The organism is Pseudomonas sp. B424, from assembly GCF_055408345.1.
On record NZ_JBUZTL010000015.1, the window covers coordinates 105474 to 118403 of the forward strand.

Here is a 12930-nt window from a genome sequence, read left to right on the forward strand (position 1 = left end):
ATCAAATACTCATCACAAACTGGCCGCTGTCGATCCGCAGCTCGATACCGCTGATGGCCCGCGACTCGTCACTGGCCAAAAACAGCACACTGGCGGCGACATCTTCGGGTAAACACATGCGCCCCATGGGGTCGGCGTCTATGGTCAGGCTCCAGGGGTCCAGCCCGGCCGGCAAACTGGCGGTGGTCATGGGGGTGAGGATGCCGTCCGGGTGCAGGGAGTTGCAGCGGATGCGGTACTTGCGCCGACGGCACAGCACCGCCACCGTGCGCGACAACGCGGCAACCGCCCCTTTGGAGGCGCTGTACGCGACGTAGTCATCACGCCCGGCAATCCCGGCAATGGAGGACATGTTGATGATGGAGCCGCCCTTGCCCTCTTTCATCAGGCTGATGGCGGCCCGACAGCCCAAAAATACGCTGTCCGAGTTGATTCGCTGCACCCGCTGCCAGTCAGCGTAATCGGTGTTTTCAATATCGCCCTTGAGCAGAATGCCGGCATTGTTGAACAGGATATCCAGGCGCCCATGACGCTGACGGATAGTGTCGATCACCCGCGTCCAATCGGCTTCGCTGCTTGCATCGTGCTCAATGAACTGCGCCCCGGGGCCGATTTCTTCGGCCAGGGCCAACCCGGCAGCAACATCGATATCGCTGATCACCACGCTGGCACCTTCACGGGCCAGCAGCAGAACAGAGGCCTTGCCTACACCACTGGCACCGCCGGTGATCAATGCAACCTTGCCTTCGACTCGTGCGCTCATAAGGTCACCCCTGTGGCTTCTGTGGGAGCGAGCCTGCTCGCGAAGGCATCAACCTGATCTGACCGATGTACTGCATCGCCTGCATCGCGAGCAGGCTCGCTCCCACAACAGGCCGACAAGCCAGCCCGACGCCCCGAAAACACGCAGTCAGCCAGTGACAAGCCGCTGATGTACAGGTGTGATGCCACGCCAATCGCCGTGCGCCCGGCACTGAACAGGCCGGCAATCGGCTGACCCTGTTCATTGAGGACCGCGCCGTTGCTTTCATCGACTTTAAGCCCGCCCAGGGTCAGCGCCCCCAATGGGAAGATCGGGTTGCCGACGCTGATGTCGCAGGCATAAAACGGCCCGTTATCCAGCACCTGACGGCTGCCTTCAGACTTGCCAAAAGCATCCGGCGCTTCGCCCCTGGCCCCGGCGTTGTAGGCACGCAGCGCGCCACTCAATTCACCGGCCTGCATCCCGCAGGCGTTGGCCAACCGGTCAGGGTTTTCACCCTTGCGCACTTTGAGCAGCATCAGTGCCAGTGCAGGCAGCGCCTGGAACCACCAATAGCCGCCAAACAGCGCCTGACGTATCGCCTGTTTGCGCAAGCGCGCATCCAGCACCAGCCAGGCCTGGCCGCCCTGCTCTTCGCACAGCGGCTGGCCGAGGGTGGCGCCGTAGACTTCTTCATTGCAAAAGCGCTGACCGTTGCTATTGACCACAATCCCCTTGGGCCAGCAGTGCGGCGGGTTGATAAAGCGCCATGCCGACACCCGGCTCAGGCGCTCGCTTTGGGCGCCTACCGATTGCCCCAGCAGCAGGCCGCTGCCATCGCAGCCGGTGGCACCGACCTTGAAATTGCGGCGGAAGTTGGGCGCATGGTCGCGGATCAGTTGGCGGTTAAAGATAAAACCGCCGGTGCTCAGGATGACCCCGCGTCGGGCCCGGATCAGCACCGGTTGCCCATGGTCACGCTCAAGCTGGCTGACCTTTTGCCGCAGACGGTCACAGTAACCGGGGGCAAAGTTTTGCAGGCGCTCGGCCCGTGCCGCCAGCCGTGCGTGCTGAAGCGCCTGGGGGCTGCCCGCCGGCAGGCTCCAGAACTCGGCACCGATCACCCGCCCGCTGGCGTCCACCACCAGTCGCCGCGCGGCAGACTGCAGCAAGGGTTGAACCCCGGCGCGCAGACAAGCGTTCTTGAGGTGGCCGTAAAGCACGGCGCCGCACTGGCCCTTGCCCACGGTGCGATGCCCGCGTGGCGCTGGCGGTTCAGCACCGGCATGGGACGGCACCAGTTCGTTGCCGGAGTAATACAGAAAATAGCCATCGGACGGGTATGAGGTCTTGCCTCCCGGCGGCAGGCTGTGGCCGTAGCTTGCCCCGTGACCTTCGAGCCAGCTGAGGTTGGCGATGCTGTCGTCACAGAACTTTTGCAGGGTGTGGTCACTGACCACACCCTGGGTTTCATGCTTGAGATAATCAAACATCGCCTGGGGGCTGTCGCTGAAACCGGCCGCCTGCTGGTGCCGGGTACCGCCACCGGCATACACCACCCCGCCACTTTTGGCACTGGCCCCGCCGCCGGTGAAGCGGTCGGCAACGATCACGCTGGCGCCCTGGCTGCGAGCTTCCAGCGCAGCACAGGCACCGGCCGCGCCCCAGCCGATCACCAGCACGTCGCAGGTGTCGTGCCAGCCCCGGCTACCCAGCCGATCCGCCTGCAACGGGGGGGAAATCTTGCTGTTGCTGCTGACGTATCGGGCTCGACTCATGACAGGGCCCGTACCTTGGCGTTGGCCGTCACCGACACACCGCTGGCGATATGGTTGGCCGCAATGTAGCCGAAGGTCATCGCCGGGCCCAGAGTGCCGCCGGCACCGGGGTAACTGATCCCCATCACCGAGGCCGAACAGTTGCCAATGGCATACAGCCCGGAGATCGGCTGGCCGTCTTCGCGCACGACCTGGGCGTGCTGGTTGGTCAGCAGGCCACCTTTGGTGCCAATGTCCCCGGCATCCAGGCGCATGGCGTAATACGGGCCTTTGCGCAGCGGTGCCAGGCACGGGTTGGGCTTGATATTGCTGTCGCCGTAGTAACGGTCAAACACGTTGCCGCCGCGATCGAAGTCCAGGTCCACGCCGGTTTGGGCGTAGCCGTTGATCTTTTGTACGGTGCTGTTCAACCCGTTGGCATCGACGCCGATTTGCATGGCCAGCGCCTCCAGGCTGTCGGCCTTCCAGTACACGGTGTTGAGCCATTCCTTGCGCAGACGGCTGTCGGGCACCACCTGGGCCGGCATCAGCGGCCCCATGGCGTAGGTGTAACGAAAGTGGCCATCGAAGATCACCCAGGACGGCACCGAGCGGCCGCCGGTTTTCTGGTTGTCCTGGTACATGGCGTCGACAAACTCCAGGTACGGCGCCGCTTCATTGACGAACCGGTCCCCCAGGCTGTTGACCACGATGGCCCCCGGGAACGCCCGTTCGGCAAAGACGCCACGGGGTTTCTCTTCGCCGGGGACGGCAATGGTCGGCGCCCACCAGGCCCAGTCCATCAGGGCCGTGGCGGCGCCGATAGCGAGCCCGGCTTCAAGCGCAGCCCCGGTGTTGTTGCCCGGCGGCGTGGCGCTCCAGCTGGCACGGGTGGGTTGCGGCAGGTATTTCTCGCGCAGGGTCTGGTTTTGCTCAAAACCGCCCGAGCCAAATATCACGGCGCGGCGGGCCTTGAGTTCCAGGGTTTTGCCACCGGTCTGCACCTTGATGCCGCACACCCGGTCGCCGTCCAGCAACACGTCCTTGAAGTCGGTGTTGAGCCACAGCGGCACGTTGCGATCCATCAGGGAACGGCGCAGGGACGCCACCAGCGAACTGCCCAGGGCAGCGCGGCGGTCGTATTTGCTTTTGCGCCGCCATTTGAAGTCAAGCTTGTAGCGCGCCATCAATTTGAAAATCAGCCATTGCCAGCCAAAGCTGCGGGCCATGGCTTTATGGGCATCCCGCGCAGTCCAGGCGATGCGCCCCATCAGCAGGGTCGAGGGCGAAGGCTTGCGCAGGTTGGGCAGTTCTTCAGCCAGCAGGCTGGTGTCGAACAGCTCGGGGTCCAGGGTACGACCGCCGGGCAAGGCGCCGGGCAGTTGCGGGTAGTAATCAGGGTATTTGTCCGCCACTGCATAGCGCACGCGGCTGTTGCCAGTGAGCTTTTTGATCATCGGTGCGGCGTGGTCCAGATACGCCTGCAGGCGGACCGGGTCGCCGTGTTCACCGGTGGCGGCCTTGAGGTATTGCATCGACAGTTCTGGGCTGTCCTGCCCGCCTATCGCGGCAAAATAATGGTTGTTCGGGATCCAGATACCGCCGCCTGAAATCGCCGAAGTGCCGCCGTATTTATCGCTTTTTTCGACAATCAGAACCGACAGGCCCTGATCAGCCGCAAACAGGGCCGAGGTCATGGCGCCGGCACCGGAGCCGACAACAATTACGTCATAGCTGGACTGAGACTGATCGTGAGCCGTCATTATTCTTATGCCTTGCGCTGAGGTCAGAGGTTTATTGCGGGATCAGGGAATTGCCCCGATCAAACAAAGGGGTCCGCGTTGGGCAGGCCCAGTTGCACAAGCCCGTAGCTGCGACGGTAAGCCGCCTCGTTATTGGCGATATGCCCGCGTGCCTGGTGCAGATCACGGAAGAAACGCGCCACCGGGTTGGTGTTGTACAAGCCCGACGCCGCCATGCAGCGCAGCAGGTCACTGACCCGGTCGGCACACACATTGGTGACGTGGGACGACTGGTAGCGGTACAGCAAGCGGGTTTCCACGTCCGGGTATTCGCCGTCTGCGGCCAGCGCCAGCAGGTGCCCGTAGTTACGCATCAGCACCAGCTTGAGCGAGTCGACGGTGATGATCGCTTCGGCAACGGCGGCTTGTGCGGCCGGGTCTTCCGCGGTTTTGGCGCCGTGCTTGCCGATGTGTTTTGCCGCGTTGTCGCGGAACTCGTTGATGGCGCCTTGCAGGGCACCCAGGGCCGAGGTCGATACGGCGCGGGCAAACACCTGGGCAAACGGAATGGAGTACATCGGGTTGGTGTTGGTCAGGCGCCCCGGTGTGGCTTCGATGCTGTAGTTGTTGGTGCGCTGTACCCGATGGGCCGGGACAAACACGTCTTCGACCACGATGTCGTGGCTGCCGCTGCCGCGCAGGCCCAGCACGTCCCAGTTCTGCTCAATGCGGTAGTCGCTGGCAGGGATCAGGAAAGTGCCGTGTTCGGTCGGGCCGGTTTCGTCCTGGGGCACGATGCCGCCAAGCAGGCACCACTGGGCATGCTGGCTGCCGCTGGAGAACCCCCAGCGCCCGCTGACCTGATAACCGCCCTTGACCGGTGTCACCTTGGCCACCGGCATATAGGTCGAGGCCACCAGCACGGAGCTGTCTTCGCCCCACACATCACGCTGGGCTTCAACCGGGTAGCGCGCCAGTTGCCATGGGTGCACGCCCATCACGCCAAAGACCCAGGCGGTGGACATGCAGCCTTCGGCCAGGGTCATCTGGATTTCAAAAAAGGTGCGCAGGTCGACTTCATGCCCGCCCCAGATCTTGGGTTGCAGAGCGCGGAACAAGCCGGCTTCCTGCATATCACGAACGGTTTCATCGGGCAGTTTGCAATCTTTGTCCGCCTGGGCTGAACGGCTTTTGAGCGCAGGTATCAGGTTGCGCGCGCGTTGCAGCAGCTCAAGCTCTATCGGACTTTTCTCTCGTATCTGATCCATCCGTGTGTTCTCCGTCAGTCTCGCGCTGCGCGAATGCGCGGGCGGTGTATGACGAATAATCCGGCCTGGCACGCTGTGGATCATCGTCAAAGCGGACTAGACACGGGGCATCACACGGAACTTGTGTGCGGGCCGGGATAACTTCGCGAGCAGGCTCGCTCCCACAATGACCCTATAAGCCCCGGGTTATGAGGGCGACACGGTGTCTGTGGGAGCTGGCTTGCCTGCGATGCAAACGCTGAGGTGGGCTTGGGTATCAGGCTTAGAGCACTGGCAGCCTGGCGAACGGCCGATCCTGCTCAATCTGCGCACTCAAGCGCAGCAGCACGTCCTCGCCGCCCAAAGGCCCGGTAAACATCATGCCAATCGGCAAGCCGCTGTCGCTCATGCCCACCGGCAGGGAAATGGCCGGCTGGCCGCTGACGTTGGCCAGCACGGTAAAGGCGGCACTGCCCATGGCGTTATGGGCGTAACTGTCCCAGGGCTGGTTGAGGCTCAGCAGGCCAAGGTCAGGGGTAAGGTTGGCGGTGACCGGCGACAGGATTACGTCATAGGTATCGAACTGCTGCTCCATATAGCCGCCGATGGTTTCAAACGACTGGCGCGCCCGGTACAAGCCCTCCCCGGTGACTTTCTGGGCGCGGTCCAGCACCACCTGGGTGATGCGCTCGTAATCGTCCGCCGTGGCGGCACGACCCAGCACCTGCTCACGGTCATGGACCATGGTCAGCAGCGCGTCACCAATCACCGAGCCATGGGCACCGAACAACTGGCGCGGGTCGACATTCAGGCGCACTTCTTCGACGTTGTGCCCCAGCGCCTCCAGACGCTTGGCCGTGTCGTCCAGCACCTTGGCCACGGCAGGGTCCAGCGGCGAACCGGTCAGCGAGTCGCGCACCAGGCCGACACGCAAACGACCGGGGGCGGTGCGCAGTTCTTCTACATACGGGCGCACCAGGGGCTTTGCCCAATACGGGCTGCCGGCCTCATGGCCCTGACCGGCATCCATGAACAAGGCCATGTCGCGCACATTACGTGACACCACGTTGGCCACGCTGGCACCAAACCAGCCTTCATATTTGCCCGGACCGCTGGGGGTGCGGTAGCGGGTCGGCTTGAGCCCGACCAGGCCGCAATAGGACGCCGGTATGCGGATCGAACCACCGCCGTCAGTGGCATGGGCCACCGGCACAATACCTGCCGCCACCGCAGAGGCTGCGCCCCCGGACGAGCCGCCTGCGCTTTTGGCCAGGTTCCACGGGTTGCGGGTCTGCCCCCACAGGAGGGATTCGGTGGTGGTGGTCAAACCGAATTCCGGGCAGGTGGTTTTGCCGAACGGCACCGCCCCGGCGGCCTGGTAACGCGTGATCAGGGTACTGGTGTGCGGGGCCGGCGGGGCGTTCTTGTACAGGCGGCAACCGTTGGAAGTCGAGGTGCCTTCCAGGTAGGTGTTGAGGTCCTTGATCAGGATCGGCACCCCGGCAAGCGTGCCCGTAGCGGGCGTGCCGCTGGCACGACGGGCCTTGAGCAGCGCAGTGGCGTACTCGTCATGGCGCATGTTGACGGCATTGACCCTGGGGTTGACCGCATCGCAACGGGCCATGGCCGCCGCCAGCAGGTTTTCGGGGCTGATTTCACCTTTTTGCACGGCATTGGCCATGTCCCAGGCGTCCATTTGCAGATACTCCCCAGAGGATAAACCGCTGGAGCCTGCCGCATTGGCAAAGCGCCCGAGCAGGCCTGCGCCCACAGCCAGAGCACCGGCCTTGAGTACGTGCCGGCGCTGCCAGCCGGTGGATTCTTCAGGTGTTTGAGCAGGGTTATGCAAGGTCAATCTCCAGAACAGATCTTGTTGTTTTAGGCGCCAGGGTCCTGTGGGAGCGGGCTTGCTCGCGATACTGTCGACGCGGTCCGTCTTATTGACCGCATTGATGCAATCGCGAGCAAGCCCGTTCCCACACTGCACGCTGCGTTTTTCAGTCGGCAGTGACCATCGACTGCATCGTGGGCAAAAAGTGCTCGCCATAGGGCGGCAACAAGCCCCATTCGCGGCGCGGATCATGGGCCGGGGCCTTGTACACGCTGCGCATATGGCTGAATTCGAGGAAGCCTTCGCGGCCATGGTAATGCCCCATGCCGGAGGCCCCTACCCCGCCGAATGGCGCGTCATGCAGGGCCGCGTGCATCATCACGTCGTTGATGCTCACGCCACCGGAAATGGTGTTTTGCAGCACATGGCGCTGCTCTTCTTCGCTCTGGCCAAAGTAGTACAGGGCCAGCGGCCGTTCGCGGGAATGGATGTCGCTCAGCGCCCGGTCAAGATGCTCATAGGGCAGCACCACCAGCGCCGGGCCGAAGATTTCCTCGTGCATGATCTGGCTGTCGCGGGGCGGGTTGATCACCACTTGCAGCGCACGGCGACGGGTATGGGCATCGGCCTCGACCGCCTGCGGGAAGCATTCAATCCGGGCACCGCGCTCCCGGGCATCCTGCACATAGCCGTCGATACGCTGCGCATGCCGGGCATTGACCACTGCCACCACGTCCGGGTTGTCGTCCGTCGTGGGCAGCAATTCGCTGTAGGCCGCCCCCAGCAGGCCAATAAAGTCTTCCAGCATCGCGCGCGGCACGTAGACCACGTCCGGGTTGATGCAGATTTGCCCGCCGTTGTTGGCTTTGGCCACCGCAATACTGAAGGCGGCCTTGGCCAGGTCGGCGCTGGAGGAAATGATCACCGGTGACTTGCCCCCCAGTTCCAGGGTCAGGGGCACCAGGTTTTCAGCCGCATTGCGCATGACCGAACGCGCCACGGCGGTGCTGCCGGTAAACACCAGATGATCGAAGGGTTGCGAGGTAAACACCTGGGCCAGTTCGGCGTCGCCGGTCACTACGCCGATTTCCAGCGGGTCGAACAGCTCGGTAAAAGCCTGGGCCAGCACCTGCGCGGTACGCGGCACCACTTCCGACGGCTTGAGAATGGCCCGGTTGCCCGCGGCCAGTACGCAAGCCAGAGGGCTGAGCAAGGTAAACAGCGGCGCATTCCAGGTACCCAGAATGCCGATGGACCCTTTGGGCTGATGCATCACCCAGGCCTTGGCGCCCAGCTGGTCATAGGGCGCAAACACTTGCCGCGGCTCGTCCTCAACCCAGTGGGCAAGATGGTCGCGCGCATACTTGAGCGATGCCAGCGACCCCAGTACGTCGTTCATCAATGAAAAGCCCTGGGGCCTGCCGCCAAAATCCGCATCCATGGCTTCTACCAGCGGCTGCTGATAGCGCACCAGCAGCTCTATCACCCGTTGAATACGGTCCCGGCGCTGCCCTGCAGTGACGAGCCCGGCCTGGGTAAAGGCTTTTTTTTGCGCCGCCAACAGGCTGGACAGCTGTTCTGGAGAAGTGCTGCTGAACGTCATGGATGAGTCCTCTGATACACCGATTCAATGAGCCGACGCTAGGGTCTGTTGACGTTTGGTTGTGAGCTGCGTCGCTGGGTCAAATTTTGCCAGGCAAGGCGCAGGGCGGCGCTGCTCGCAGCTTATTTGGAACAACCAAACCACGCTGCTCGTGCCTTGCCCTGCACCACATAGGCTATCGGCGCGGCCACAACCAAACGTCAACAGACCCTAGCGAATAGCGCCCCGGTTTGCCTCGTCCAATCGGACGATAATCGGCTGTATTCGTTAGTCCATTAAGACGATGTAGCGCCCCGCAGCGGGGGGAATACTGCCAGCACGAAAATTCAATCCATGGGGTTCGTCATGGCAATGCAAAGCAGTTTCGATCCGCAGGCATTCCGTACCGCGCTGGGCACCTTCACCACCGGGGTGACGATCATCACCACCCAGGCAGAAGACGGTTCGCCCATCGGCATTACGGCCAACAGTTTCAACTCGGTATCACTCAACCCGCCGCTGGTGCTGTGGAGCCTGGCCAAGTCCGCCCGCAGCCTGCCGGTGTTCAGTTCCGGCAAGCACTGGAACGTGCATGTGCTGTCCACCGAGCAGGAGCCGCTGTCCGGCCGCTTTGCGATGCAGGGCGAAAACAAGTTTGCCGAGATCGAACTCGACAACGGCATCAGCGAAGCGCCGCTGTTGCAGGACTGCACCGCCCGCTTTCAGTGCCGCACCGCCTTTCAGTATGAAGGGGGCGACCATGTGATCTTTGTCGGCGAGGTGCTTGCCTTTGATCACAGCGACCGCGCACCGCTGGCCTTCCAGAGCGGCCAGTACGCCCTGGCAACCCGCAAACCACGCAGTGAACTGCGCCTGGCGACCACCCCGCCACCGCCTGAATGCAGCTACACCGAAGACTTGCTCGGGTACCTGCTGGGCCGCGCCCACTACCAGTTGCTCGATGCCTTGCATCGTCTGCTGAGCAACCAGAAACTGGATGAGCATGCGTTTTTCATCCTTTCGGTGCTGTGCATCCGTGACAACCTGACCCTGGACGAAATCAACACCTTCGTCGGCTACACCGGGCACGTGGTCACCGTGGCCAGCATGCGTTTCCTCGAAAAACAAAACCTGGTCGCCCTCGAAGGCAGCCAGCAGGAACCGCGCTATGTGCTGACCGCTACCGGTCGCGAGGCGTCGCTGCAGCAGCTGGCGCTGGCCAAGGCTGTGGAAGAAAACGTGTCGGCCAAGCTGGGCCCTGGCGATGCCCAGGCGCTCAAGGTCCTGCTCAAGCGCCTGATTGCCGCCAGCGACCCGGGCCTGCCTGACCTGTGGGCGCCGCGTTAACGCTTTACCTAAAAAGGACAAGGATCATTTATGAACATCATTGAGCGCTTCAACCTCACCGGCAGCGTGGCCGTGATCACGGGCGGCGGCCGCGGCATTGGCCGCGGTATCGCCCTGGCCTATGCCCAGGCGGGCGCCGACGTGGTACTGGCAGCCCGCACCCTGGGCGACGTTGAGGCTGTGGCTGAAGAAATCCGTGCCCTGGGGCGCCGCGCCCTGGCATTGAGCTGCGACGTGAATGACACCGAACAGCGCAGCGCGCTGGTGGCCCAGGCCCGTGAGCAGATGGGCCGCATCACCCACCTGGTGAACAACGCCGGCGGTGCCGGCCCCAACGACCCGCTCACCCTGAGCGTTGAGCGCTTTGAAGAAATCATGCGGTTCAACGTGTCTTCGGCCTATCACCTGTGCCAGCTGTGCGTGCCGCACATGCGCGATGCGGGCAACGGCAACGTGATCAATATCACCTCGGGGGCAGCGCGTTATGCGCAAACCCAGTTCAGCGCCTACGGCACCGCCAAGGCCGCGCTGAGCCATATGACCCGTTTGCTGGCCCAGGATTTCGCACCGCTGGTGCGGGTCAACGCCATTGCCCCGGGCCCGGTCCTGACCGACGCCCTGAACCGCGTCCTGCCGGTGGCCATGCGCGAAGGCATGATCAAGGCCACCCCGCTGCAAAGCCTGGGCGAAGTCGAAGACATCGCGGCAGCGGCGCTGTACCTGGCAACCCCGGCTTCGCGCTGGGTCACCGGCAAAATTCTGGAAGTGGACGGCGGCGCTGAGTCGAGTGTCTGGCCGGGCTAGTTCACGGCACAACAAACGGTGGGAGCGGGCTTGCTCGCGATGCAGGCGATGCGGTCTATCTGGCAGAGCGCAGTGATTCCATCGCGAGCAAGCCCGCTCCCACAAGGGTTTTTTCAGTTTCAAGAGAGCGTATTAATGGACACACAGTTGATTGAAGCCCTGGGCGATGAGCTGTTTCACGCGCTGCGCGAGCGTCGCAGTGTGCAGCCGCTGACCCAGCGTTACCCGGACTTGACCCTGGAAACTGCCTACCAGATCTCCCTGCGTTTTTTGCAGCGCCGTGAAGCTCTGGGCGAACAGGTGATCGGCAAGAAAATCGGCGTCACCAGCCGTGCCGTGCAGGAAATGCTCGATGTGCATCAGCCCGATTTCGGTTTTTTGACCGACCGCATGCAGGTCGCCGACAACAGCGACGTGAGCTTTAGCGCCCACCAGCTGGTTCAGCCCCGCGCCGAGGGCGAGATCGCCTTCATTCTGGGCGAAGACTTGCACGGCCCCGGCATCACCGCCGAGGACGTCATGGCCGCCAGCCTTTGGGTGGTGCCGTGCTTCGAGATTGTCGACTCGCGTATCGCCGACTGGAAAATCCGCATTCAGGACACCGTGGCCGACAACGCTTCGTGTGGCGTGTTCGCTTTGGGTGAACAACGCATCAACCCTCGTGAACTGGACCTGGCCAAGGTCGAGCTGCACCTGCTCAAAAACGGCCAGCCGGCCGGTAACGGTTTTGGCTCGGCTGTACAGGGCCATCCGTGTGAAGCCGTGGCCTGGCTGGCCAACACCCTGGGCAAGTTCGACATTCCGTTTCGCAAGGGTGAAATCATCCTTTCCGGTGCACTGGCGCCGCTGGTGCCAGTGCAACCCGGTGATGAGGTCAGCCTGACCCTCAGCGGTCTGGGCTCGGCCCGGCTGGGCTTTGTGTCCTAAACCCCGTTCGAGACCCTTCCCATGAACAAAAAGATCAAATGCGCCCTCATCGGGCCGGGCAATATCGGCACCGACCTGCTCTATAAACTGCTGCGCAGCGAAGTGCTGGAGCCGGTATGGATGGTGGGCATCGACGCCACGTCCGAAGGCCTGAGCCGTGCCCGCGAGATGGGCCTGAAAACCACCAGCGACGGGGTCGACGGGCTGTTGCCGCACGTGCTGGCGGACAATATCCAGATCGCCTTTGATGCCACATCGGCTTATGTGCACGCTGAAAACAGCCGCAAGCTCAATGAGCTGGGCGTGCTGATGATCGACCTGACGCCCGCCGCCATCGGCCCGTACTGCGTGCCGCCGGTGAACCTCAAGGCCAACCTCAAGCGCGGCGCGATGAACGTCAATATGGTCACCTGCGGTGGCCAGGCGACGATTCCCCTGGTGGCCGCCGTGTCCAGCGTGCAACCGGTGGCGTATGCCGAGATCGTTGCCACCGCGGCGTCCAAGTCGGTCGGCCCGGGGACGCGCAAGAACATCGACGAGTTCACCCGCACCACCGCCAGCGCCATCGAGCAGGTGGGCGGCGCGAAAAAAGGCAAGGCAATCATCATCGTCAACCCGGCCGAGCCGCCGCTGATCATGCGCGACACCGTGCATTGCCTGACCGAAACCGAGCCGGATCAGGCCGCGATCACCCTGGCCATTGCCGACATGATCGAGCAGGTGCAGCAGTACGTGCCGGGCTACAAGCTGGTCAATGGCCCGGTGTTTGACGGCAATCGGGTGTCAATCTTCATGGAAGTCGAAGGCCTGGGCGACTACCTGCCCAAGTACGCCGGCAACCTGGACATCATGACCGCCGCCGCTGCGCGCACCGCCGAGATGTTCGCCGAGGAAATCCTCAAGGGCGAACTGCAACTCAAGGCATCCGCCCCACAACCTGCCCTCGCTTAA

At 63.0% G+C, this 12930-nt stretch carries 10 protein-coding genes; 4 read left to right on the top strand and 6 right to left on the bottom strand.

The features are described from left to right. Window position 1: 1 nt before the first annotated feature. From ACZRMS_RS17430 to ACZRMS_RS17455, 6 genes are all read right to left on the bottom strand, one after another. Window positions 2-763 carry an SDR family oxidoreductase gene (locus tag ACZRMS_RS17430; protein ID WP_321837163.1) on the bottom strand — a complete coding sequence of 254 codons (762 nt, stop codon included), beginning with the start codon at window positions 761-763 and terminating at the stop codon, window positions 2-4. Beyond that, entirely contained in the window at window positions 760-2520 is a 1761-nt protein-coding gene (locus ACZRMS_RS17435) for an FAD-binding protein (protein ID WP_463996291.1), read from the bottom strand. Before ACZRMS_RS17435 ends, ACZRMS_RS17430 begins: the two co-directional genes overlap by 4 nt. After that, complete coding sequence (locus ACZRMS_RS17440) at window positions 2517-4262, bottom strand: FAD-binding protein (protein WP_463996292.1); 1746 nt, start codon at window positions 4260-4262, stop codon at window positions 2517-2519. The genes ACZRMS_RS17435 and ACZRMS_RS17440 overlap by 4 nt, the downstream gene beginning before the upstream one ends. Before the next feature lie 59 nt (window positions 4263-4321). Next, window positions 4322-5509, bottom strand: coding sequence for an acyl-CoA dehydrogenase family protein (locus ACZRMS_RS17445; RefSeq protein WP_463996293.1), 1188 nt, complete (start codon window positions 5507-5509; stop codon window positions 4322-4324). A gap of 262 nt (window positions 5510-5771) precedes the next feature. Next, the gene (locus ACZRMS_RS17450; protein ID WP_463996294.1) at window positions 5772-7337 is read right to left on the bottom strand and encodes an amidase; all 1566 of its coding nucleotides are present in this window, start codon (window positions 7335-7337) and stop codon (window positions 5772-5774) included. 148 nt (window positions 7338-7485) lie between these two features. Continuing rightward, window positions 7486-8922 (bottom strand): coniferyl aldehyde dehydrogenase, encoded by a 1437-nt coding sequence (locus ACZRMS_RS17455; RefSeq protein ID WP_463996295.1) that lies wholly within the window; start codon window positions 8920-8922, stop codon window positions 7486-7488. A 345-nt stretch (window positions 8923-9267) separates the two neighbouring features. Between ACZRMS_RS17455 and ACZRMS_RS17460 the strand changes: the two genes are divergently transcribed. The 4 genes from ACZRMS_RS17460 to ACZRMS_RS17475 all read left to right on the top strand — a co-directional run bounded on the left by ACZRMS_RS17460 (window position 9268) and on the right by ACZRMS_RS17475 (window position 12930). Continuing rightward, window positions 9268-10248 (top strand): flavin reductase, encoded by a 981-nt coding sequence (locus ACZRMS_RS17460; protein WP_463996296.1) that lies wholly within the window; start codon window positions 9268-9270, stop codon window positions 10246-10248. A gap of 30 nt (window positions 10249-10278) precedes the next feature. Further along, the gene (locus ACZRMS_RS17465; protein ID WP_463996297.1) at window positions 10279-11052 is read left to right on the top strand and encodes a glucose 1-dehydrogenase; all 774 of its coding nucleotides are present in this window, start codon (window positions 10279-10281) and stop codon (window positions 11050-11052) included. Window positions 11053-11187: 135 nt separating this feature from the next. Further along, a complete protein-coding gene (locus ACZRMS_RS17470; protein WP_463996298.1) occupies window positions 11188-11979 on the top strand; it encodes a fumarylacetoacetate hydrolase family protein in 792 nt (263 codons plus the stop codon). Between the two features lie 21 nt (window positions 11980-12000). Further along, a complete protein-coding gene (locus tag ACZRMS_RS17475) occupies window positions 12001-12930 on the top strand; it encodes an acetaldehyde dehydrogenase (acetylating) (RefSeq protein WP_463996299.1) in 930 nt (309 codons plus the stop codon).